The organism is Cellulomonas sp. P2_B4 (assembly GCF_056404795.1).
The window spans coordinates 24,781-48,839 of the sequence record NZ_JBFUDI010000005.1 but is presented as its reverse complement, the minus strand read 5'-3'; the positions used below and the strand labels follow the sequence as shown (position 1 = coordinate 48,839).

Genomic DNA, 24,059 nt, shown 5'->3' with positions numbered 1-24,059 from the left:
GCCTGTCCTCGAACGCCCCCGTCACCGCGGTGCCGGGGGCGTTCGCGTGCCCGGGTGCGTTCCTCGTGTCGGGACGCTGCCGGGACCTCGGGGTGCACCGTGCGAAACTCATGGGCATGAGCGAGACACCCATGCCCGCCGGCGAGACGTCGGGCCAGCACCCCACGTCCTCCGCCGCCGGCACGGGCACCCGCCTCGACCGCTGGCTCGGCTCCTACGCCGAGCGCACCCACGGCATGCGCTCCTCCGAGATCCGCGCCCTGTTCGCCGTCGCCAACCGGCCCGAGGTGGTCTCGTTGGCGGGCGGCATGCCGTTCCTCGAGGGACTGCCGCTCGACGTCCTCGGTGAGCTGGCGCAGCGCGTCGTCGCCACGCGCGGCATGCAGGCGCTCCAGTACGGCTCCGGCCAGGGCGACGAGACGCTGCGCGAGCAGATCCTCGACGTCATGGCGCTGGAGGGCATCGACGCCCACCCGGACGACGTCGTCGTCACCACCGGTTCGCAGCAGGCGCTCGACCTGGTCACCCGCATCTTCATCGACCCGGGCGACGTCGTCGTCGCGGAGGCGCCCTCGTACGTCGGGGCGCTCGGCGTGTTCCGTGCCTACCAGGCCGACGTCGTGCACGTGCCGATCGACGCGGATGGGCTGATCCCCGCGGCCCTGGAGTCGCGCCTGGCGTCCCTGGCCGCCGAGGGTCGGCGCGTGAAGTTCCTCTACACCGTGCCCAACTTCCACAACCCGGCCGGTGTCTCGATCTCGCTGGCTCGTCGGCCCCTGATCCTGGAGATCGCCCGGCGCTACGGCGTCCTCGTCCTCGAGGACAACCCTTACGGCCTGCTCGGCTTCTCCGGCGAACCGATGCCCGCCCTGCGCTCGCTCGACGACGAGGGCGTCCTGTACCTCGGGTCGTTCTCCAAGACGTTCGCGCCCGGCTACCGCGTCGGCTGGGTCGTCGCGCCGCACGCCGTGCGCGAGAAGCTGGTGCTCGCCAGCGAGTCCGCGATCCTGTGCCCGTCGAACGCGTCGCAGATCGCGATCTCGACCTACCTCTCGACGTGCGACTGGCGGGGCCAGATCAAGAACTACCGCGAGCAGTACCGCGAGCGGCGCGACGCCATGATCTCCGCGCTCACCGAGCACCTCCCCGAGGCGTCCTGGAACGTGCCAGACGGCGGTTTCTACACGTGGGTCCGCCTGCCCGAGGGGCTGGACGCCAAGGACATGCTGCCGCGGGCCGTCACCGCACGTGTCGCCTACGTCCCCGGGACCGCGTTCTACTTCGACGGCACCGGCGCCGACCACATGCGGCTGTCGTTCTGCTACCCGACGCCCGAGCGCATCCGTGAGGGAGTCCGCCGGCTCGCCGGCGTCGTCGCCGGGGAGCGTGAGCTCGTCGACCTGTTCGGCACCAGCGGTTCGTCGGGTCCCGACGACGTCCAGTCGCCGGCGCCCGACGTCGCCTGACCCTGCCCGCTAGGTCGTGATCAGCCAAATCGCCCTCGACGTCCTGCCCCTGGAGCCCCTCACGTGACCACCACCTCGTCGCCCCGGGTCGTCGTGCTCGCCGGGGGCCTCTCCCACGAGCGGGACGTCTCGCTGCGGTCCGGCCGACGGGTCGCCGACGCCCTGCGTTCCGTCGGCGTGGACGTCAGCGTGCACGACGTCGACTCCGACCTGGTGCCCGCGCTGACGCAGCTGCAGCCCGACCTCGTCTGGCCGCTCCTGCACGGGACGAGCGGTGAGGACGGCTCCGTCCGGGACGTCGTGCAGATGCTCGGGCTTCGCCTGCTCGGGGCTGGACCGCGCGAGAGCCGCGTCGCCTGGAGCAAGCCGATAGCCAAGACCGTCGCCGCGCGAGCCGGGCTGTCCACGCCCGACTTCGTGACGCTGCCACAGTCGCTGTTCCGTGAGCTGGGCGCGCGGCAGGTGCTCGAGGTCATGGTCGCCCGGCTCGGGCTCCCCCTCGTGGTCAAGCCGTCGCGCGGCGGCTCGGCGCTCGGGGTCACGCTCGTCACCAGCCCCGAGGACCTGCCGCAGGCGATGGTCGACTGCTTCGCGTACAGCGACACCGCGCTCGTCGAGTCCGCGGTGATCGGCACCGAGGTCGCCGTCAGCGTCGTCGACCTCGGCAACGGGCCCTTCGCGCTGCCGCCCGTCGAGATCGTCACCGACGGCCCCTACGACTACGACGCCCGCTACAACCCGGGCCGCACCGAGTACTTCGCCCCGGCGCGGCTCTCCGACGACGTCTCGCGCGCGGTGATCGGCACCGCGCTGGCGGCGCACAACGCCCTCGGACTGTCGGGGCTCTCCCGGACGGACCTGATCGTCGACGACGCCGGCACGGTCTGGTTCCTCGAGGTCAACGTGGCGCCCGGGATGACCGAGACCTCGCTGCTTCCGCAGGCCGCCGAGGCCGCCGGGCTCTCGCTCGGCGCGCTCTACCGGTCGATGGTGGACGCCGCACTAGCGCTCTGACCTGCTCATGTGTTCGACTTGTACCGAAGAATCCTGCAAGAAAGTACATGAGCCCGCCACCTCACGGTGACGGGCTCATGTCTGTGGTTCCTCAGCCCTTGAGCAGGCCCGGGTCCTCGGGAGCAAGGCTGGCAAGGATGCGGTTCAGGTCCTGGACCGACGCGAACTCCACGGTCAGGCGACCCCGCGACTTGCCCAGGCTGACCTTCACGCGCGTCTCGAACCGGTCGGACAGACGCGCCGCCAGGTGGTCGAGGGCCTCGTTGCGCTGACCGGCGACCGGCGCCGCACGCCTCGCGGTCGGCTCCGCGTCTCCCCCGAGCGACACGATCTCCTCGACCGCCCGGACGGACAGGCCCTCCGCCACGATCCGCTGAGCCAGTCGCTCCTGGGCAGCCGCGTCCGGGAGGCCGAGCAGGGCACGAGCGTGGCCGGCCGACAGGACACCTGCGGCGACCCTGCGCTGCACCAGCGGCGGCAGCTTGAGCAGGCGCAGCGTGTTCGAGATCTGCGGACGGGAGCGCGAGATGCGCGTCGCCAGCTCTTCGTGCGTGCATCCGAAGTCGTCGAGCAGCTGCTGGTACGCGGCAGCCTCCTCCAGCGGGTTGAGCTGCGAGCGGTGGAGGTTCTCCAGGAGGGCGTCGCGCAGCAGGTCCGCGTCGTCGGTGTCCCGGATGATCGCCGGCACGGTCGCCAGGCCGGCGAGCTGCGTCGCCCGCCAGCGCCGCTCGCCCATGATCAGCTCGTAGCCGTCGCCCACGTCGCGCACGACGATGGGCTGCAGGACGCCGATCTCCCGGATCGAGCCGACGAGCTCCTCGAGCGCGTCCTCGTCGAACACCGTGCGCGGCTGACGCGGGTTGGGCCGGATCGACAGGACCGGAAGCTCAGCGAACCGGGCACCGGGCACCGGAACCAGGCCCGTGCCGTCGTCCTCGGCGGGCTGGCCCGGCTCCTGCGGGAGGTCCCACTCCTGCACGGGCGTGCCGTCGGTGAACGGTCGCTCCTCGGTCAAGGTCGCCGTCGCCACCGAGCCGCCGCCGTCGCTTGCCTCGGCAGCGGTGGCCAGGACGGCCGTCCTCGGCGCGGAGACAGCGATCTCCCCCAGCTCGGCGTCGACCGACGGCGTGCCCTCGAGGTCCGTCGCGGCGCTCTCGTCGGAGGCTGCTTGCGCGGCGGCTTCTGTTGCTGCCTGCTCGGCCGCCTCAGCTGCCGCCGCCTCGCGCTTCGGGTCCGGGAAGAACACGTCGACCGGGCGCTCGGCACCCGTCGGACGCTGGCCGTCCAGGCCGGTCGGGATGAGGGCCCCGAGGCCCCGGCCCAGACCGCGTCGCTTCTCGCTCACTGTTCCTCCTGCTGCACGGCCATCGCCGGCTCATCGATGTTCTGGTCGGCAGGTCCAGCCTGCTCGCGTTGCGGGTCGTTCTCCGGGATGCGCGCGTCTACGGCGCGCGTGGCGCCGTCCCCGGCGGTCCCGTCGGCGCTGCTTCCGGTGGCCGCACCTCGCTCCGCGACCTCGCGGGCGGCCTCGAGGTACGCCAGCGCACCGGTGGAACCCGGGTCGTAGGTCATCACGGTCTGCCCGTAGCTCGGCGCCTCGGAGATCCGGACGGAGCGCGGGACCGTGGTGCGGAGCGTGATCTCCGGGAAGTGCGTCCGCACCTCGTTCGCTACCTGCTGCGCCAGGTTCGTGCGGGCGTCGTACATGGTCAGCAGGATCGTCGACACGTGGAGGTTCGGGTTCAGGTGCGCCTGGATCAGCTCGATCGTCTTGAGCAGCTGGCTGAGGCCCTCCAGCGCGTAGTACTCGCACTGGATCGGGATGAGCACCTCGCGGGCGACGACGAAGGCGTTGACCGTGAGCAGACCCAGGCTCGGCGGGCAGTCGACGAACACGTAGTCGATGGGCTCCAGCCCGTTGTCGATCCGCCACGTCAGGTACGTGTCGAGCGCGTTCCGGAGCCGGGTCTCACGCGCCACCATCGAGACGAGCTCGATCTCGGCGCCCGACAGGTCGATCGTCGCCGGCAGGCAGAACAGGTTGGGGACGTCGGGGCTCTCCTGCACCGCCTCCGACATCGGGGCGCCGTCCACCAGCACCTCATAGATCGACGGCGTTCCCGAGCGGTGCTCGATCCCGATGGCCGTCGATGCGTTGCCCTGGGGGTCGTTGTCCAGGACCAGCACGTTGAGTCCGGACTGCGCGAGAGCGGCCGCCAGGTTCACGGTCGTCGTCGTCTTGCCGACGCCGCCCTTCTGGTTCGCCACCGTGACCACCCGGGTCGCCGGCGGACGTGGGAACCGACGCCCCCGCAGCTCGATGCGGCGGCGCGCGTCCTGCTGCAGCTGGGCCATGAGCGGGGTGTCGTCCGAGGCCTCCGGCAGGCTCTCGACCAGCGCGGCGCGCCGTCGCTCGTCCGGGTCAATCTCGGTCACCGATGCCTCCGCCACGCTGTTGCTGGTCGTCGGGCTCTCCGACCCACTGTCGAACCTCGAGGCGGGAGCATCGAGAACGCGCCCTTCGCTGCTGCTCAGGGGCGTCGCGTCCCCGGACACCGCGCTGTCTTCGCTACCGCGCGCCGCCGCAGCCCCTGCAGCGCTACGACCCGTCGTGATCGCGTCATCCCATGATTCGCTCGTGCCGGCTTCTGCCTCGTTGATCGAGGCAGCGTCCGTGGTCTCCGCCCCACCGTGTTCCGCGTCAGGCCGTCCTGCTGTTGCTGGAGCACCTACCGTGGATGCCGCAACCGGCGCTACGTCCGACGGCTGCGGCTCGATGCCCTGGGATTCGGGCGTCGTTGTTTCACGTGAAACAGGAGCCGGCCGATCGGCGACGGCGGCCGGTTCCGTTGTTTCACGTGAAACAGGAACCGCCCGATCGGCGACGGCGGCCGTATCCCCGTGAGGAGCTGACGCGACCCCGTCCCGCTCGACGGTCAGCGAGCGAACCTGGCTGGCCCACGCGCCGCCCGCCGTAGACGAGGCGCCCGGACTCGATGCAGCAGCGGGATACGTGCTGCTCACTCCGCTGCTCGCGGCGACCGGCATGCTGCTCCCTTCGGCGCTCACGACGTCCCGGCCACCGTTCACTCCCGAGCTCGCGACGGCCGGGGCGCCGTTCGCTCGAGTGGTCGCGACGACCGGCGTGCTTGTAGCGCCGGTAGTCGTGACCGCGGGCGTGTCGTACGCCGCGTCCGCCACACTCACCCGGGTCACGGCGGCGATGGTCACGTCGGATCCGGCATCCCCCGGGGCGTTCGGATACGCGGCACTGGGCGGAACAACTGACGCAGGTCCACCGTCGAACGACGCGGGAGCCTGCTCGTTCGCCTCGACATGCTTGGCCGGAGTCGACTCGGACTCGTCTGACCGGCCCTTCTTCCTACCGAACACCAGGCACAGCCTCCCGTACTACTCGCACAACCCGCGTCACGTCGACTCCCTCGATCGTCGGTGCGTCCAGGACGACGGCCGGGCCTGCGCCGAGCTTTCGCCCGACATGGCGGGCTTCCTCGACCTCGGCCTCGGCCTTGCTGCCTTTCAGGGCGACGAGCGTCCCGCCTGCTCTGAGCAGGGGCAGAGCCCAGCGGTAGAGCTTGTCGAGCGCTGCGACCGCACGGACCGTCACCGCGTCCGCCACGAGGTCCCCGTGCAGGTCCTGCGCCCGACCGCGACGCACGACGACGTTGTCGAGCTTCAGCGTGGTGGCGACCTCCGACAGCCAGTCGGTGCGTCGCTCCATCGGCTCGAGGAGCACGACCTCAGCCCCAGGGATCATCGCCGCAACGACGATGCCAGGCAGACCGGCTCCGCTCCCCAGGTCGACGATCCGACCGGTCTCGGGAAGGAACGGGACGGCAGCGGCCGAGTTCAGCAGGTGCCGCTCCCACATCCGCGGCAGCTCTCGCGGGCCGACCAGACCCCGGAGCTCACCCTCGCTCACGAGCAGGTCGTGGAATCCGAGGACCGCGGGCCACGAGGCGCCGAAGAACGTCGCTACTCGAGGGTCACCCTGCAGAGGGTCGGCTCCGTCGACGACCGTCGACCGAGCTTCCGTCACTGTCAGATCTCCTCGGTTTCACGTGAAACGAACCAGTGGCCACCGTTCGATCCCGAACTATCAGCGGGTGCGCCGGACCTCCCACCAAGGCGGTCGATCGCGACGCCTACGGTACCGTGCGCAGCCCTCCCCACCCGCCATCCACACTCACCGGTTCACGACGTGGGACGCCGACACAACCGGCGTAGCCACGAGGCTCCGGCAGGATTGTGGGCGTCGGCAACCCGGCCCCAGCGATGAAGGCCCCAGGCGACCCGATGCAGGAGGGACTGGGCTGGTGACCGGTGGCACTGCCTGTGCGCGAGAGCAGACATGCGCGTGGTCGGCCCACCGTGGCTGTGGAGCGCCATTACGCGGAACCCGAGCCGGCGACTCACCAGACGCGAGCCCGTCCGACTCCTCTGCGCATCCGCCACACCGCCGAGCGTCCGAATTCCGCCGCGGGTAGACCTTCGTCGGAGTGCCCTTGCTCAGGAGCCGACACTTCCGATCCCGTCCATGCGCGACGTCGGATGACACGCGAGCCCCCGGTCTCTGGCGCCGTTTCACGTGAATCGGCGCGCTTGCGTCCTCCTGGCGGGAGCGCGGCCTGACCAGCCCCGAGCTGTAGTCGCCGTACGGGTCTTTCCTTGTTTCACGTGAAACAAGGAAAGGCGGACCCAGAGACTTCGCGCCGAGCAGCACCTAGATCCCGTACGCAGTCAGCACGTTGATCCCGTCGGCAAACTGCACGTCGCTCCCGTCGGCAGTCAGCACGTTCAAGCGTGACAACGCACTCGCCACGTCGGGTTGCTGCCAGGTCCTCGCTGATGAGAGACCGCGACGACGGCGGCCGTCGTGAAAAGTTCTTAGCGGGATCGGAGCCTTGTCGATGTTCACGTGAAACGGTCCGCTGGTCCGGGAGCGTAACGTGACCAACCCAGAGCTGTAGTCGACGTACGGATGGTTCCTGTTTAACGTGAAACAGGACGGCGACGTCGCACCGAGCACCACGTTGATCCCGTCGGCAGTCAACACGTTCAAGCATGACCGCGCACTGCGTCGCCACGGCATCGGACGCATAGAGACGTCGCGCGAGGCGGCGCTCGGCCCGCTCCCTTCCTGAGCTTGAGGCTCGAGACACGAGCCTCAAACCGGCGGCCCACACCGACCGAGGCGTGCAGGCCCCGGTCCTGTTTCACGTGAAACAGGCAGGCGCAATCAAGCCAGCAAACTGATTCGAACCACGATCACGGCGACGAACCGAGTTCAGCCCCTGCGACAGTCCACGACAGGCACATGGATCAAGCACGGTCACACCCCACCCACCGAGGACGCCCAGGCCGGCTCCGCCCAACGGCGACCTACGGTCGCGCGACCACCCAACTGGGCGGACGTGGAGCCAGAGCTCTCAAGCTCGGCTAGCGCCATCACGTCGAAACGGTTTCGCCCTACGGTCGCCGGGTGCAGGGGCTACAGGCACGACGCGTCCTCGACGTCAGCCGTCCACGCTCTGCGTCGATCTCGGCCAAGCACCCGGTCCCGCACGATGGGCCGGCGAGCCCCGCGCTAGTCGCCGGGACACAACCTCGGGGCCCGCCTTCTGGATAGTTCGCCTGGCACAAGAAGGGGACACGCATGCGCCCGGCCGCGGTGACCGAGATCGACGGAGATCCACACGGCGACGGGTGTTTCACGTGAAACGACGGAGGCGTCATCGAGAGCGTGACGTCGACCACCACGCGGGCCAGCTGGAGCGTGTGCGGCGGCTGGGTCGGTTCCGCGACCCAGGCGACGACCGGTGATGCCCGCGTGAGCGCTCATACATCCGCCCACACACACCACTCCCTGTTCCACGTGAAACAGGGAGCATCCTCGGCAACCGCTTGAGCACGCAACGCCGGCCACACATCGCCCCGTTTCACGTGAAACAACGAGCGTGTCCGTCGTCAACTAGCCGCGCATACACCGCGACACCGATGCCCCCGGGGATCGCGGTCCCTACGGGGTGGAGTTGTTTCACGTGAAACACAAGAAGGGCGAGCCGTCAGGCTCGCCCTTCTTGCAACGCGTCAGAGGGCGCCGCAACTCACGATCACGCGGGACGGATCACCACGTGACGCTCGGGCTCGACACCCTCGGAGTCGCTCGACAGACCGGCCGAGGCAACGGCGTCGTGGACGACCTTGCGCTCGAAAGGGTTCATCGCGCTCAGTGCGACCGATGCACCGGACTCCTTGACGCGCTCGATGGCCTCGGTGGCGACGGTGACGAGCTCGGCCCGGCGAGCGGACCGGTAGCCGGCGACGTCGAGCATCAGACGGCTGCGCTCACCGGTCTTCGCCTGAACGGCCAGGCGCGTCAGCTCCTGCAGGGCGTCGAGCACCTCGCCGTCCGGGCCGGCGAGCCGACGCAGGGAACGGTCTGCCGGGTCCTCGGAGACGATCTCGACAGCGGCTCGACCGTGGTCGACGTCGATGTCGATGTCACCGTCGAGGTCCGCGATGTCGAGGAGCTCCTCGAGGTAGTCGGCAGCGATCTCACCCTCTTCTTCGAGGCGCTTCGTGCTCGCGGTCTCGACGGGGGCTTCAGGCTCGGTTGAAGTCATGAAGGGCACTCCGATCAACGTCTACTTCTTGGGCTTGGTGGGCGGCTTGGAGGGCACTGCGTCGGAAGGGCCGGGATCCTCTTCGATCCCTGCCTTCTTCGGGGCGTCGTCGCCAGGCTTGGTAATGGGCTTGGCACGGTCCTTGCGCTTCGGCTGCTGGCGCTGACCGGTGCGCGGCTTCTCCTCGATCTGCGGCGTCGGCGCGTCCTCGATGACACCCTTCGCAGCGGCCTTCTTCGCCTTGCGCTCCTTCATGGCGAGCTCGGCCTGCGACCCGGGCGCCGGCATCCGGCGGATCGTGTAGAACTGCTGGCCCATCGACCAGAGGTTCGTCGTGGTCCAGTAGATGAGGACACCGATCGGGAAGTTGACGCCGGAGAACGCGAAGATCAGCGGGAGGACGTACAGGAGGATCTTCTGCTGCTGGGCCATCGGACCCTGCAGGGCCGCCGGCGGCATGTTCTTCATGGTCAGCTGGCGCTGCGTGAGGAAGGTCGTCGCAGACATGCAGATGATCAGGACGACCGAGACGATCTGGATGTGGATGTTGCCGTCGGCCTTCATGAAGGTGCCGGACAGCGGCGCCCCGAAGATCGTGGCGCTCTCGGCAGACTCGGCCAGCGACTGCGACATCGGCCCGATGGGATCCATCGTTCCGTCGGCCACCTGCGGCAACGAGTTCAGGACGCGGAACAGCGCGAAGAAGATGGGGGACTGGAGCAGGATCGGCAGGCACGACGCGAACGGGTTCGTTCCGTGCTTGCGGTAGAGCTCCATGGTCTCGCGGCTCATCGCCTCGCGGGACGCGGGGTCGGACTTGCCCTTGTACTTCTTCTGGATCGCCTGCATCTCGGGAGCGAGCAGCTGCATGCCGCGCGAAGCCTTGATCTGGCGGAAGAACAGCGGGATCAGCGCGATCCGGATCACGATCACGAGCCCGACGATCGACAGCGTCCAGGCGGCGCCGCCGTCGGGGTCGAGGCCGATGGCCGAGAACAGCGCATGGAACTGCACCATGATGAAGCTGACGACCACCATGATCGGGTGGAGCAGACCGTCGAACCAATCCATGCGGAAGAACTCCTCAGTCGTGAATCAGTGCGCGGACGATGCCGCGTCGAGATGACGGTGTGAATGGGGCGCAGGAGGAACGTCGTCCACCCCGCCCGGGTTCCAGGGGTTGCACCGCAGCACCCGCCAGACCGCGAGGTACGTGCCGCGGATGGCGCCGTGCCGCTGCGGTGCGATGACCGCGTACTGCGAGCACGAGGGATAGAACCGGCAGGTCGGCGGCGTCATCGGTGAGATGAACAGCTGGTACCCACGGACCGCGAGCAGGAGCAGCCTGGCGGGGATCCGAGCGATCGCGTGCACCACAGTCATGGGATGACTACGCACGAGATCGCCGATCGGCACGTCGGACGGCCGTCGCCAGCGCCGCGTCGAGATCGCACCCGAGCTGCGCGTAGGTGCTGGTCGCGGCCGGGGGGAGTGCCCGGACCACGATGCCCGCCTCCGCCGGCAGCACCGACAGACGTGCACGGACGAGCTCCCGCAGGCGCCGCTTGACGAGGTTGCGTGTCACCGCCGTACCGACGGCCTTGGACACGACAAGACCGACCACGGGCCCCGAGGGGGTGTGATCGGTCATGGTCGTCAGATGCACCACGAGGGTGTCCCGTCCGCCGCGCGCGCCTCGGCGCACCGCCTGCTCGAAGTCGGCAGCCCGGCGCATCCGGTGCGCAGCGGGCAGCACCGACGCTGATGTCAGGCCGAGAGCTCCGCGCGGCCCTTGCGGCGACGGCCCGCGAGGATCGCGCGGCCGGCACGGGTGCGCATGCGCAGACGGAAGCCATGGGTCTTGGCGCGACGCCGGTTGTTCGGCTGGAAGGTGCGCTTGGTCACGAGAGTCTCCAACTACATCGGGTGGGCCTCGCATGTACCGCGCGACCAGGTTCGGGCTGCCGAGACCGACTGCTCCACGAACACGCGAGTTCACGCATGCGGCGTCTGGGCGCGCCAACTGGAGGCCATCGATAAGGCTGCAATACCGTACTTCCCCCCGTCAGCGCGGGTCAAATGCGCGCGAGTCGCAAGAAGAGCCTCCCACGATCGAGGGATCAGGACGAACCGGACGTCACCCGGTCGAGACCTGCCGCGCCCCCGACCCGGCCACTACGCTCGTACCTCGTCGCCAGGGGCAGCGGCCTGTTGACCACGCGCACGATCCGCGGTTGGGGACGGGTGCCAGCAACGACGCGCACGACGTCGGACGATCCCCGTCCTCATCGCCGGAGACGGCGGTCGGAGCCGACGTGATCAGCCGCTCACAGGTGTGGACAACTGTGTGGACAACGCACGGCCGTGCGAGACTCGACCACCCACGCGAACGAACAGCCGAGGTAGCACGTGTCACAGGACGAAGAGCTCGCACGGGTATGGGGCCACGTCGTGTCGACCCTCGAGCAGAGCCCCGACATCACGCCGCGACAGATCGCGTTCGTCCGTCTCGCCCGGCCGCTCGGCCTGCTCGACGGCACGCTCCTGCTCGCCGTCGGCAACGACCTGACCAAGGACTACCTCGAGTCGCGGGTCCGCGGTGAGGTCACCGACGCCCTCAGCACCGCGCTCGACCGGGAGGCCCGGTTCGCCATCACCGTCGATCCCGAGCTGGCCGAGGACGCGCCGCCGGCCCTGCGCGTGGTGAGCAGCGAGCAGCGTTACGACGAGCAGCGCACCGAGCAGCGCAGCGAGTACGAGCCCGACGACCAGCGGCGCGACTCGCGCGCCGACCTGTCGCTGGTGCAGAACGACGCCGACGCGCCGCCTCGTCGTGAGCCCCAGCGCAACGAGCGACAGTTCGACGACCGCCAGCCGAACCGCAAGCAGCCCGCAGAGCCTGCGCGCCTGAACCCGAAGTATCTGTTCGAGACCTTCGTCATCGGCAGCTCCAACCGGTTCGCCCACGCCGCGGCGGTCGCGGTCGCCGAGGCACCGGCCAAGGCCTACAACCCGCTGTTCATCTACGGCGACTCGGGTCTGGGCAAGACGCACCTGCTGCACGCGATCGGCCACTACGCGCAGAACCTCTACCCCAGCGTGCGCGTGCGGTACGTGAACTCCGAGGAGTTCACCAACGACTTCATCAACTCGATCTCCGAGGGCAAGGCCGGCGCGTTCCAGCGCCGCTACCGCGAGGTCGACGTGCTCCTCATCGACGACATCCAGTTCCTGCAGGGCAAGGAACAGACGATGGAGGAGTTCTTCCACACGTTCAACACCCTGCACAACGCGAACAAGCAGGTCGTGATCACGTCCGATCTGCCCCCCAAGCAGCTGAACGGCTTCGAGGACCGCATGCGGTCCCGTTTCGAGTGGGGCCTGATCACCGACGTCCAGCCGCCGGACCTCGAGACCCGCATCGCGATCCTTCGCAAGAAGGCCGGCAGTGAACGACTCCAGGCGCCGCCGGACGTCCTGGAATACATCGCGTCCAAGATCTCGACCAACATCCGCGAGCTCGAGGGTGCCCTCATCCGCGTCACGGCGTTCGCCAACCTCAACCGACAGCAGGTCGACCTGTCGCTCGCGGAGATCGTCCTCAAGGACCTGATCACCGACGACCAGACGACGGAGATCACCGCCACCCAGGTGATCGGGCAGACCGCGGCGTACTTCGGCCTGAGCATCGACGATCTGTGCGGCTCGAGCCGCTCCCGCGTCCTGGTGACCGCCCGGCAGATCGCCATGTACCTGTGCCGCGAGCTGACGGACCTGTCCCTCCCGAAGATCGGCCAGGCGTTCGGCGGCCGCGACCACACCACGGTGATGCACGCGAACCGCAAGATCCGCGAGCTCATGGCGGAGCGTCGCTCGATCTACAACCAGGTCACGGAGCTCACCAACCGGATCAAGCAGCAGAGCCGCGGCTGACCGGAAGACGACGGGCACGGACCATGTTCCGTGCCTGTTTTGGCCCAAATGACCGACTCGTTCAACACAGTTATCCACAGGCGTCCACAGGGACCTGGGGATGCTTGTGACGGGATTCACCTGTTCGGCCCTCCCCAGCGCTTCACGCGGCGAACCAATCGCTGACCTGCGCGAACACCGGAGATCCGGTCAATTCGGGCGCGAAATCACCCCAATACCGGGTGAAGTTCGTGAGGCAGCTCCCACCGACAGAACGATTCGACCCTCGTGCCGCCAACCTTCATCCCGTTCCTGAAAGAACCATGGGACGAATCTCCACACCTGTGTACTCACCTGTGGACAGCGGTGGACGAGGTCTCGAGACGTGTGGACTACAGGACCCTCGGCGGTGGACGCGGAACGGGCCGTCCGCAGCTCCGGACCGTCGTCCACCGGACGTCCGAATCGACGCACAACCGCGGTGCACATGTGATTCCGGCCCTGACCTGGGTCGACGAGCGTCGTCCACACGATGCACAGCCCCGATGACGATGACGACAACTCTCTATGTGATGGATCCACACACCGCCAAGACGTTCCGGGCGACTCACGGACGAGCACCCGCCGTCGAACGAACGACAAGCGCACCACCGACCACCGACGAGCGAACGACATCCGTGTCGTACCCCGTACCGAGCGTCGGACCGAACGCGTAGTGTTCGCCTGATGCCTGAGCCCTGCGCCGGATCACAAGTCTTGTGATCCGGCCGCAGCGCGACCGAGGGCACCGCAGCGCCCCCGCACGACGAGAGGTTGAGGTATGAGGTTCCGGGTCGACCGTGATGTTCTGGCGGACGCCGTCACGTGGACGGCACGCAGCCTGCCCACACGGCCGCCCGTCCCCGTCCTGGCGGGGGTGCGCCTCGAGGCCGACACCACGGGCACCGTGCAGCTCTCGAGCTTCGACTACGAGGTCTCGGCCCGGTCGCAGATCCCGGCGGACGTCAGCGAGCCGGGCTCCGTCCTGGTCAGCGGCCGGCTGCTCGCCGAGATCTCCCGTGCGCTGCCGGACAAGCCCGTCGACGTGGTGCTCGAGGGCACCAAGGTGATCGTGACCTGCGGTGCGAGCCGGTTCACGCTCCTGACCATGCCGGTCGAGGACTACCCGAACCTCCCGGTCATGCCGCCCACCACGGGCACGGTCGACGGCGACGAGCTGACGCACGCGGTCGCCCAGGTGTCGGTCGCGGCCAGCCGCGACGACACGCTGCCTCTGCTCACCGGTGTGCGCGTCGAGATCGAGGGCGAGAAGGTCACGCTCCTGGCCACCGACCGCTACCGGCTCGCGCTGCGCGAGCTCACGTGGAAGCCGTCGTCGCCGGACATCTCGACCGTCGCGCTGGTCCGGGCCCGCACGCTGCTCGACGCGGCGAAGTCGCTGGGCAGCGCGGGATCCGTGACCGTGGCCCTAGCCACGGGCACAGGCGTCGACATGATCGGCTTCGAGGCGGCGGGTCGCCAGACCACGAGCCTGCTGGTCGACGGCGACTACCCCGCGGTCCGCCGGCTCTTCCCGGACGAGACCCCGATCCACGCCGTGGTCAGCACGCACGCCCTGGCCGACGCCGCGAAGCGCGTGAGCCTGGTCGCCGAGCGCAACACCCCGATCCGGCTGTCGTTCAGCGAGGGCCAGGTCGTCCTCGACGCAGGCCAGGGTGACGACGCGCAGGCCTCGGAGGCGATCGAGTCGACCCTCGTCGGCGACGACATCTCGGTGGCCTTCAACCCGCAGTTCCTGCTGGACGGTCTCGGCGCGCTGAGCACGCCGTTCGTGCGCCTGTCGTTCACGCACCCGAACAAGCCCGTGGAGTTCACCGGGCAGCAGACCGTCGACGGCGAGGACAACCAGGAGTACCGCTACCTGCTGGTGCCCATCCGCTTCGCCAGCTGACAGAACCGGCGACACCAGGAGCACCGAGCACACGTAGGCAGAACACCAAGCAAGCCCGCCGGGCTCCCCGTCGTCGTTTGCGGCAAGGTGAGGTCTGAAGGCGCGCCCGCAGCAGACGCGCCGCGAACCGAAAGAGGCACGATGCACATCGGTCTGGTGGGTCTGGGCAAGATGGGCGCGAACATGCGGCAGCGCATCCGCGCCGCGGGGATCGACGTCACGGGATTCGACCGCAACCCCGACGTCACGGACGTCCCGTCGTTGGCCGCCCTCGTCGACGCGCTGCCCGCCGGCGAGCGCGTGGTCTGGGTCATGGTGCCGTCCGGCGAGATCACGGACGCGGTCATCACCGAGCTGGCGGGTCTGCTGACCGCCGGCGACATCCTGATCGACGGTGGCAACTCGTACTACCAGGACGACCTGCCGCACGCCGAGCTGCTGGCGACCACCGGGGTCGGCTTCATCGACGCTGGGGTGTCGGGCGGCGTCTGGGGCCTGGCGAACGGCTACGGGCTCATGGTCGGCGGTGACAAGGACGTCGTCGCGAAGGTCATGCCGGTGTTCGACGCGCTGCGTCCGGAGGGTCCGCGCGAGGAGGGCTTCGTGCACGCCGGGACGGTGGGCGCCGGGCACTTCTCGAAGATGGTGCACAACGGCATCGAGTACGGGCTCATGCAGGCGTACGCCGAGGGGTACGAGCTGCTGGCCGCGAAGGACCTGGTCACCGACGTGCACGGCACCATGAAGGCCTGGCAGCGCGGGACGGTCGTGCGGTCCTGGCTGCTCGACCTGCTGGTCCAGGCACTGGAGCAGGACCCGGGCCTGGCCGCGATCGACGACTGGGTCGAGGACTCCGGCGAGGGTCGGTGGACCGTCGACGAGGCGATCGACCTGGCCGTTCCGGCGCCGGTCATCTCGGCGGCGCTCTTCGCCCGCTTCGCCAGCCGTCAGGGCGAGTCGCCCGCGATGAAGGCCGTCGCGGCACTTCGTCAGCAGTTCGGTGGGCATGCCGTGAAGCCCGCGGGCTCCTGACCGGGATCGCATGTACGTCGCGCACCTCTCTCTGACCGACTTCCGCTCGTACGCGCAGGTCGAGCTCCCGCTCGAGCCCGGGATCACCGCGCTCGTCGGACCCAACGGGCAGGGCAAGACCAACCTGGTCGAGGCGCTCGGCTACATCGCGACGCTGGGAAGCCACCGTGTGCCGACCGACGCGGCGCTGGTCCGCTCGGGGGCGACGAGAGCGGTGGTCCGGGCGCGCGTGATCCGCGAGCTGGACGCGGGGAGCCCGCGGCCGACGCTGGTCGAGGTCGAAGTGACGCCGGGCAAGGCCAACCGGGCGCGGGTCAACGGCGGTTCGCCGACGAGGGCGCGCGACATCCTCGGGATCCTGCGCACCGTCCTGTTCGCACCGGAGGACCTGTCGCTGGTCAAGGGCGACCCGGACGGCCGGCGACGGTTCCTCGACGACCTGCTGGTGCAGCTCACCCCCCGGATCTCGGGCGTCGTGGCGGACTACGACCGGGTCCTGCGGCAGCGTTCCGCGCTGCTGAAGTCGGCCGGGGCCGCGATGCGCGGCAGTCGCACGGGCGCCGACCTGCGGACGCTCGACGTCTGGGACGCCAAGCTCGCGCAGACCGGCGCCCAGATCGTCGTCGCCCGCCGAGCCCTGGTCCGGGCGCTGGCCCCGCACGTCGAGAAGTCGTATGCGCAGGTCAGCAGCGGTCAGGGCGACGCGGTCATCACCTACAAGGCCTCGCTGGATGCGGCACTCGGTGCGGAGGGGGACGACCAGGCCCGCGACGACGGTGCGAGCGTCGACCTCGTCGAGGCGCAGCTGCTCGAGGCCATCGGGCGCCTGCGCACCAAAGAGATCGAGCGCGGCGTGAGCCTGGTCGGCCCGCACCGCGACGACCTGGTCCTGACGCTCGGCGGCCTGCCCGCCAAGGGGTACGCGAGCCACGGCGAGTCCTGGTCGTTCGCGCTCGCGCTGCGGCTGGCGTCCTACGAGCTCCTCACCAACGGGTACGACGACGCGGGCGACTGGGGTCCGGACGGCGAGCCGGTGCTCGTCCTCGACGACGTGTTCGCCGAGCTCGACGCCAAGCGACGCGAGCGGCTGGCCGAGCTGGTCGCGCCGGCGCGGCAGGTGCTGATCACGGCGGCGGTCCCGGGCGACGTCCCCGAGCTCCTCGCGGGTGCGCGGGTCGACGTCATGGGCGGCGAGGTGTCGCGTGTCCTCTGAGGGTCCGTCCGAAAGACCACTGCGGGACCTGGTCGAGCTCACCCCTCCCCGCCAGGTCGCGGCCGGCGCGCTGGCGCGCGCCAAGAAGGCGGCGTCCCAGCGCGGCTACCGGCCCGGCGACCCGGCCCGCCGCCGACCGCTGGTCGACACCACGGGGTCGGCCGGCCCTGGAGCGCGCGACCCGCAGCTCATCGGGTCGACCGTCAGCGGTCTGCTCGACCAGCTGGGCGGGACGTCGGACCAGGTGGCCGGCGTGCTCAAGCACGCGTGGTCGGACCTCGTCGGACCGGAGATCGCGGAGCACTGCGAGTACGTGTCGTTCAGCGGCGGCGCACTCACCGTGCGGGCGAGCTCGACGTCGTGGGCGACGCAGCTGAGGTTCCTGACACCGTCGATGCTCGGCCGCTTCGCCACCGACCTCGGCGACGGCGTCGTCATCGAGATCACCGTGCTCAACCCGGGCGGTCCGCGGTTCAAGACCGGTCCGAAGCGGGTACCCGGCCGGGGCGAGCGCGACACGTTCCGCTGACGGGGGAATCCCGAGCTCCCGGACGGGTGTGTAAAAGAGGGTCCGAGCCCGTCCACCAGGTAGACTGTGAAGGTCATTCCTGGCGCATGTGTGCCCGGAACTCCAGCGTCATGGACTGATCCGCCCCGAAGAACTGCGGCGGGCGCGCTCCGTCGCGTGTGAGAGCTTGAGGAGTACTACCGCCCGTGGCCGATCAGAGCACGCCCCCGTCCGGCACCACGGATGGCAGCAAGAGCGGCACCAAGTCAGGCAACGGCGGGTACGACGCCTCCGCGATCACGGTTCTCGAGGGGCTCGAGGCCGTCCGCAAGCGCCCCGGCATGTACATCGGCTCCACCGGCGAGCGCGGTCTGCACCACCTGGTCTACGAGGTCGTCGACAACTCCGTCGACGAGGCCCTCGCGGGGTACTGCGACCACATCGAGGTGACGCTGCTGGCCGACGGCGGTGTACGCGTCGTCGACAACGGCCGTGGCATCCCGGTCGCCATCCACCCGACCGAGGGCCGGCCCACGGTCGAGGTCGTCATGACGATCCTGCACGCGGGCGGCAAGTTCGGCGGCGCGGGCTACGCGGTGTCGGGTGGTCTGCATGGCGTCGGCATCTCGGTGGTCAACGCGCTGTCGACGCGCGTGGAGACCGTGGTCAAGCGCGACGGCTTCACGTGGCAGCAGGACTTCTCCGACGGCGGCAAGCCGCTCGGTGAGCTGCAGAAGGGCGAGCCGACCGACGAGAACGGGACGTCGCAGACGTTCTGGGCGGACGGGTCGATCTTCGAGACGACCGACTACGACTTCGAGACGCTGCGCTCGCGTCTGCAGCAGTACGCGTTCCTGAACAAGGGGCTGCAGATCTCGCTGACCGACGAGCGCCCCGCGCACCTCGGCACGGCCGACGAGGTCGCGGGCTCCGCCGACGAGCTCGCCGAGGGCGAGGCGGCTCCGTTCCGCAGCGTCGTCTACAAGTACGACGAAGGGCTCGCGGACTACGTCCGGCACCTGAACGGCGCCAAGAAGGTCGAGGTCGTGCACCCCGACATCATCGACTTCGAGTCCGAGGACACCGAGCGCCGGCTCTCCCTCGAGATCGCGATGCAGTGGACCAACGCCTACTCGGAGTCGGTCCACACGTACGCGAACACGATCTCGACCACCGAGGGCGGCACGCACGAGGAGGGTTTCCGTGCGGCGATGACCTCGCTGATCAACCGCTACGCGCGCGACAAGGGGATCCTCAAGGAGAAGGACGAGAACCTCACGGGCGACGACATCCGCGAGGGCCTCACGGCCGTCATCTCCATCAAGCTCGGCGAGCCACAGTTCGAGGGTCAGACCAAGACGAAGCTCGGCAACACCGAGGCCAAGACGTTCGTGCAGAAGGTCGTCAACGACCAGCTCGGCGACTGGCTCGACTCGCACCCCACGGAGGCGCGCGACGTCATCCGCAAGTCGATCCAGGCGTCGGCGGCCCGGATGGCCGCGCGCAAGGCACGCGAGGCCACTCGCCGCAAGGGTCTGCTCGAGTCGGGTGGCATGCCGGGCAAGCTGCGCGACTGCCAGTCGAACCACCCCGACGAGTGCGAGGTCTTCATCGTCGAGGGCGACTCCGCCGGCGGCTCGGCGGTCCGCGGTCGCAACCCGCGCACCCAGGCGATCCTGCCGATCCGCGGAAAGATCCTCAACGTCGAGCGCGCGCGGCTCGACCGGGCGCTGGGCAACCAGGAGGTCCAGGCGCTGATCACGGCGTTCGGTACCGGCATCGGCGAGGACTTCGACATCTCCAAGCTGAGGTACCACAAGATCATCCTGATGGCCGACGCCGACGTCGACGGCCAGCACATCCGGACCCTCCTGCTCACCCTCCTGTTCCGCTACATGCCTGAGCTCATCACGCACGGGCACGTCTACATGGCGCAGCCTCCGCTCTACCGGGTCAAGTGGACCAACGCGGACCACGACTACGTGTACTCGGACCGCGAGCGCGACGCCGTCGTCAGGGACGGTCTGGCCGGGACCAAGCGGCTGCCCAAGGAGAACGCGATCCAGCGCTACAAGGGTCTCGGCGAGATGGACTACCAGGAGCTGTGGGAGACCACGATGTCTCCCGAGCACCGCACGCTGCTCCAGGTCACGCTCGACGAGGCCGCCGCCGCGGACGAGATCTTCTCGATCCTCATGGGCGAGGACGTCGAGTCCCGCCGCTCGTTCATCCAGCGCAACGCGAAGGACGTCCGGTTCCTCGACATCTAGACGTCGAGACAGCTCTCGTCCCCGCCCGCACCGAACGTAAGGAACACCGTTGAGCGAGACCACCGGCAGAGAGATCGAGCACGGCCGCATCGAGCAGGTCGACCTGCAGCTCGAGATGCAGCGCTCGTACCTCGACTACGCCATGGCCGTCATCGTCGGGCGCGCGCTGCCCGACGTCCGTGACGGACTGAAGCCGGTGCACCGCCGCGTGCTGTACGCGATGTACGACGGCGGCTACCGGCCGGACCGCCAGTTCTCCAAGTGCAGCCGCGTCGTCGGTGACGTCATGGGCAAGTTCCACCCGCACGGTGACTCACCCATCTACGACGCCCTGGTCCGCCTGGTCCAGGACTGGTCGATGCGCTACCCGCTCATCTCCGGGCAGGGCAACTTCGGCTCCCCGGGCGACGACCCGGCGGCCGCCCCTCGCTACACCGAGTGCAAGATGGCGCCGCTGTCCATGGAGATGGTCCGGGACATCGACAAGGACACCGTCGACTTCCAGGACAACTACGACGGCCGCACCCAGGAGCCCACGGTCCTGCCGTCGCGGTTCCCGAACCTGCTGGTCAACGGCTCGGCCGGCATCGCCGTCGGCATGGCCACCAACATCCCGCCGCACAACCTGCGCGAGGTTGCCGACGGCGTCCAGTGGTACCTCAGCCACCCCGAGGCGTCGACCGAGGAGCTGCTCGACGCGCTCCTCGCTCGGATCAAGGGCCCCGACTTCCCTACCGGCGCGACGATCCTGGGCCACCGCGGCATCGAGGACGCGTACCGCACGGGTCGCGGCTCGATCACCATGCGCGCGATCGTGCAGGTCGAGGAGATCCAGAACCGGATCTGCCTCGTCGTCACCGAGCTGCCGTACCAGGTGAACCCCGACACGCTGGCCAAGAAGATCGCCGACCTCGTCCGCGAGAACAAGGTCACCGGGATCGCGGACATCCGCGACGAGACCAGCGGCCGCGCCGGCCAGCGCCTCGTGATCGTGCTCAAGCGGGACGCCGTCGCGAAGGTCGTGCTGAACAACCTCTACAAGCACACCCAGCTGCAGGACACGTTCGGCGCCAACATGCTCGCGCTCGTCGACGACGTCCCGCGCACGCTGAGCATCGACGCGTTCGTCCGGCACTGGGTCGCGCACCAGCTCGACGTCGTGGTCCGTCGCACCAAGTTCAAGCTGCGCGAGGCCGAGGCGGAGATCCACATCTACCGCGGCTACCTCAAGGCGCTCGACGCGCTCGACGAGGTCATCGCCCTCATCCGTCGCTCGCCCGACGCGGACGAGGCTCGCGTCGGCCTGATGGAGATGCTCGAGATCGACGAGCTCCAGGCGAACGCGATCCTCAACATGCAGCTGCGCCGGCTGGCCGCGCTGCAGCGCCAGCAGATCCTCGACAACTACGCCAAGCTCGAGGCCGAGATCCTCGAGTACCAGGCGATCCTCGACAGCGAGCAGCGCCAGCGCGACATCGTCTCCGAGGAGCTCGCGGAGATCGTCGCCAAGTTCGGTGACGAGCGTCGCACGACGATCATGCCGTTCGACGGCGAGGTCAGCATCGAGGACCTGATCGCCGAGGAGGAGATGGTCGTCACGATCACCCGCGGTGGCTACGCCAAGCGGACGCGGTCGGACAACTACCGGGCGCAGCGCCGCGGTGGCAAGGGTGTCCGCGGCGCGCAGCTGCGTGAGGACGACCTCGTCGACCACTTCTTCGTCACGACGACGCACCACTGGCTGCTGTTCTTCACCAACCTCGGTCGCGTCTACCGGGCCAAGGCGTACGAGCTGCCCGAGGGCGGGCGCGACGCGAAGGGCCAGCACGTGGCCAACCTCCTCGCTTTCCAGCCGGGCGAGAAGATCGCACAGGTGCTCGACATCCGTGACTACACGACGGTCGAGTACCTGGTCCTGGCCACGCAGCGCGGCCTGGTGAAGAAGACGCGGCTGACCGAGTACGACTCCAACCGCTCGGGCGGCGTCATCGCGATCAACCTGCGCGAGGACGAGGAGGGTCGGCCCGACGAGCTCGTCTCCGCGCGCCTCGTCGACTCCGACCAGGACCTGATCCTGGTGAGCCGCAAGGGCCAGTCGGTCCGCTTCACGGCGTCCGACGAGTCCCTGCGTCCCATGGGCCGCGCCACCTCGGGCGTCACGGGCATGAAGTTCCGCGACGACGACGAGCTGCTCGCGATGGACGTCGTGCGCGAGGACGCGTTCCTCTTCACGGTCACCGAGGGCGGCATCGCCAAGCGCACCGCCCTCACGGTGGAGAACTACCGGCAGCAGGGTCGCGGCGGCCTGGGCATCAAGGTGGCCAACCTCCCCGAGGCCAACGGCGACCTCGTCGGGGCACTCGTGGCGGACGCCGAGGACGAGGTCCTGGTCATCATGGAGCGCGGAAAGATCGTGAGATCCGCCACATCCGAGGTGAACGCGACAGGGCGCACCACGCAGGGAGTGATCTTCGCGAAGCCGGACAACGGGGACAGAATCATCGCCGTCGCGAGGAACACTGAGCGACACCTGGCCGACGATGCAGGTACCGTGGGCGGCGAGAATGCCCAGGTTTCGGACGAACCCGGCGATGTCGAGCCCTCGACAGAGCCCGACGAGACCGCGACCGATCCGTCACCGGAGGACGCATGACCGATTCCACGCCGCCCTCGATCCCGCCGCGCACCCGACCGACCTCCCCGGCCTCCACAGGCCGGCAGACCACGTCGTCACCCGTGCGGACAGGGACGAACGCTGCGTGGAACGGGTCCGACGACGCGTCGGTCCAGGTGCCCACCATGAGCACGTCGAACGGCTCCAACGGTTCGTCGGCCGCCGTGCTGCCTCCGACCGTCGCGCCGCCGCCGCCGCGCACGTCGACGTCGGCCGGCCGCAGCTCCGGCAGCTCGGCCGGCGGCACGGGCCGGACCGCCACCTCGACGGGCACCACCAAGACGTCGATCCGGCTCGGCGACGGGGTCACCGTCCCGCCGGAGAAGGAACCCGTTCAGGCGACATCACCCGCTGAAGAGTCCGAGGAGGACGTTCCGTCCCCGATGATGGTGGCAGTGGACGCCACCACGGCGTGGTTCAAGAAGGCCGGGGTGGCAACCACCGCGGCGTTCGCGTCCCTGACCCGCCCCCGTTCCGAGGATCCGACGATGACTGCGACTCCCGCCACCGCCCCCGCGGCGAAGCCCGCTGCCCCGCGGCCGACCGCCCCGAGCGAGAACCCGCGCCCGTCGAGCGGGCGGATCCCGACGGTCTCCGCCCACGGCGGTCCTCGCCGCGTGCGCCTGGCGATCTCCCGCATCGACCCGTGGTCGGTGATGAAGCTGTCGCTGCTCCTCTCGGTCGCCATCGGCATCATGCTCGTCGTCGCGGTCGTTGTCGTCTGGCTGACGCTCGACAAGATGCACGTCTTCGCGGAGATCGACGACCTGGTCACCCAGATCACCGGTCAGGAGAGCACGATCGACGTGAAGCAGTACGTCGAGTTCCGTCGCGTCGTCTCGGGCTCCATGCTCATCGCCGTCGTCGACGTGTTCCTGCTCACGGCTCTCGCTACGATCGGCGCGTTCCTGTACAACATCGTCGCCGCGCTGGTGGGCGGCGTGCACGTGACCATGACCGACGACTGAGCGTCGTACCCCTGCTGGATCGCCGGTTTGGGACTGACCCCGGCCCTGGGGTAGTCTCATCCGGCATTGCACGGGCCTATAGCTCAGACGGTTAGAGCGCTTCCCTGATAAGGAAGAGGTCACAGGTTCAAGTCCTGTTAGGCCCACTCCCGACCCGTGGGGGAACCCGATGAAGAAGCTCCTGCTCCTCGTGGCGGTTGCCGCCGCAGCGTTCGTCGTCTGGCAGAAGTACACCCAGGATCGCGACGAGCGCGACCTGTGGGCCGAGGTCACCGACACCTTCGAGTGACGGGATCGGCTCGTCCCCACGGTTGGTCGGGGAACGGGGCCATGGCGCAATTGGTAGCGCACCTGCTTTGCAAGCAGGGGGTTAGGGGTTCGAGTCCCCTTGGCTCCACCACTCC

General features: G+C 69.1%; 19 protein-coding genes and 2 tRNA genes. 13 read left to right on the top strand and 8 right to left on the bottom strand.

Annotated elements, in window-relative coordinates; translation table 11 throughout:
- Positions 1-116: 116 nt before the first annotated feature.
- Both AC1DZC_RS09540 and AC1DZC_RS09535 read left to right on the top strand, forming a co-directional pair.
- The gene (locus AC1DZC_RS09540) at positions 117-1,466 is read left to right on the top strand and encodes an aminotransferase-like domain-containing protein (RefSeq protein ID WP_477043078.1); all 1,350 of its coding nucleotides are present in this window, start codon (positions 117-119) and stop codon (positions 1,464-1,466) included.
- 63 nt (positions 1,467-1,529) lie between these two features.
- Positions 1,530-2,480 (top strand): D-alanine--D-alanine ligase family protein, encoded by a 951-nt coding sequence (locus tag AC1DZC_RS09535; protein ID WP_477043077.1) that lies wholly within the window; start codon positions 1,530-1,532, stop codon positions 2,478-2,480.
- A 91-nt stretch (positions 2,481-2,571) separates the two neighbouring features.
- Here AC1DZC_RS09535 and AC1DZC_RS09530 read toward each other — a convergent pair whose 3' ends face one another.
- From AC1DZC_RS09530 to rpmH, 8 genes are all read right to left on the bottom strand, one after another.
- The gene (locus AC1DZC_RS09530; RefSeq protein WP_477043076.1) at positions 2,572-3,825 is read right to left on the bottom strand and encodes a ParB/RepB/Spo0J family partition protein; all 1,254 of its coding nucleotides are present in this window, start codon (positions 3,823-3,825) and stop codon (positions 2,572-2,574) included.
- Positions 3,822-4,916 (bottom strand): ParA family protein, encoded by a 1,095-nt coding sequence (locus tag AC1DZC_RS09525; protein WP_477043075.1) that lies wholly within the window; start codon positions 4,914-4,916, stop codon positions 3,822-3,824. Before AC1DZC_RS09525 ends, AC1DZC_RS09530 begins: the two co-directional genes overlap by 4 nt.
- Before the next feature lie 946 nt (positions 4,917-5,862).
- On the bottom strand, positions 5,863-6,540 hold the full coding sequence (gene rsmG / locus AC1DZC_RS09520) for a 16S rRNA (guanine(527)-N(7))-methyltransferase RsmG (protein WP_477043074.1): 678 nt from the start codon (positions 6,538-6,540) through the stop codon (positions 5,863-5,865).
- Between the two features lie 2,074 nt (positions 6,541-8,614).
- Positions 8,615-9,127, bottom strand: a complete 513-nt coding sequence (locus AC1DZC_RS09515) for a Jag family protein (protein ID WP_477037688.1) — start codon at positions 9,125-9,127, stop codon at positions 8,615-8,617.
- Between the two features lie 21 nt (positions 9,128-9,148).
- Positions 9,149-10,198, bottom strand: a complete 1,050-nt coding sequence (gene yidC, locus AC1DZC_RS09510) for a membrane protein insertase YidC (protein ID WP_477043073.1) — start codon at positions 10,196-10,198, stop codon at positions 9,149-9,151.
- Between the two features lie 24 nt (positions 10,199-10,222).
- Positions 10,223-10,510: a membrane protein insertion efficiency factor YidD gene (gene yidD / locus AC1DZC_RS09505; RefSeq protein ID WP_477043072.1), complete on the bottom strand. Its 288-nt coding sequence runs from the start codon at positions 10,508-10,510 to the stop codon at positions 10,223-10,225.
- Positions 10,511-10,517: 7 nt separating this feature from the next.
- Complete coding sequence (rnpA, locus tag AC1DZC_RS09500; RefSeq protein WP_477043071.1) at positions 10,518-10,883, bottom strand: ribonuclease P protein component; 366 nt, start codon at positions 10,881-10,883, stop codon at positions 10,518-10,520.
- An 11-nt stretch (positions 10,884-10,894) separates the two neighbouring features.
- Entirely contained in the window at positions 10,895-11,032 is a 138-nt protein-coding gene (gene rpmH / locus AC1DZC_RS09495; protein ID WP_034620737.1) for a 50S ribosomal protein L34, read from the bottom strand.
- 504 nt (positions 11,033-11,536) lie between these two features.
- On the opposite strand from rpmH, the gene dnaA reads away from it, so the two are divergent.
- The 11 genes from dnaA (at position 11,537) to AC1DZC_RS09440 (ending at position 24,055) form a co-directional block, all read left to right on the top strand.
- Complete coding sequence (gene dnaA / locus AC1DZC_RS09490; RefSeq protein WP_477037692.1) at positions 11,537-13,060, top strand: chromosomal replication initiator protein DnaA; 1,524 nt, start codon at positions 11,537-11,539, stop codon at positions 13,058-13,060.
- A 799-nt stretch (positions 13,061-13,859) separates the two neighbouring features.
- Positions 13,860-14,990 (top strand): DNA polymerase III subunit beta, encoded by a 1,131-nt coding sequence (gene dnaN / locus AC1DZC_RS09485; protein ID WP_477037693.1) that lies wholly within the window; start codon positions 13,860-13,862, stop codon positions 14,988-14,990.
- A 141-nt stretch (positions 14,991-15,131) separates the two neighbouring features.
- Entirely contained in the window at positions 15,132-16,022 is an 891-nt protein-coding gene (gnd, locus tag AC1DZC_RS09480; RefSeq protein WP_477037694.1) for a phosphogluconate dehydrogenase (NAD(+)-dependent, decarboxylating), read from the top strand.
- Between the two features lie 10 nt (positions 16,023-16,032).
- The gene (gene recF / locus AC1DZC_RS09475) at positions 16,033-17,235 is read left to right on the top strand and encodes a DNA replication/repair protein RecF (RefSeq protein WP_477037695.1); all 1,203 of its coding nucleotides are present in this window, start codon (positions 16,033-16,035) and stop codon (positions 17,233-17,235) included.
- Positions 17,225-17,764, top strand: a complete 540-nt coding sequence (locus AC1DZC_RS09470; RefSeq protein WP_477043070.1) for a DciA family protein — start codon at positions 17,225-17,227, stop codon at positions 17,762-17,764. Before recF ends, AC1DZC_RS09470 begins: the two co-directional genes overlap by 11 nt.
- A gap of 185 nt (positions 17,765-17,949) precedes the next feature.
- Positions 17,950-20,013 (top strand): DNA topoisomerase (ATP-hydrolyzing) subunit B, encoded by a 2,064-nt coding sequence (gene gyrB, locus AC1DZC_RS09465; protein ID WP_477043069.1) that lies wholly within the window; start codon positions 17,950-17,952, stop codon positions 20,011-20,013.
- A gap of 49 nt (positions 20,014-20,062) precedes the next feature.
- The gene (gene gyrA / locus AC1DZC_RS09460) at positions 20,063-22,666 is read left to right on the top strand and encodes a DNA gyrase subunit A (protein WP_477037697.1); all 2,604 of its coding nucleotides are present in this window, start codon (positions 20,063-20,065) and stop codon (positions 22,664-22,666) included.
- A 146-nt stretch (positions 22,667-22,812) separates the two neighbouring features.
- Complete coding sequence (locus AC1DZC_RS09455; RefSeq protein WP_477037698.1) at positions 22,813-23,655, top strand: DUF3566 domain-containing protein; 843 nt, start codon at positions 22,813-22,815, stop codon at positions 23,653-23,655.
- A 72-nt stretch (positions 23,656-23,727) separates the two neighbouring features.
- Positions 23,728-23,801 (top strand) — tRNA-Ile (locus AC1DZC_RS09450).
- Between the two features lie 23 nt (positions 23,802-23,824).
- Positions 23,825-23,944, top strand: coding sequence for a DLW-39 family protein (locus AC1DZC_RS09445; protein ID WP_231505181.1), 120 nt, complete (start codon positions 23,825-23,827; stop codon positions 23,942-23,944).
- Positions 23,945-23,979: 35 nt separating this feature from the next.
- Positions 23,980-24,055, top strand: a tRNA-Ala gene (locus tag AC1DZC_RS09440).
- The last annotated feature ends 4 nt before the right edge of the window (positions 24,056-24,059 follow it).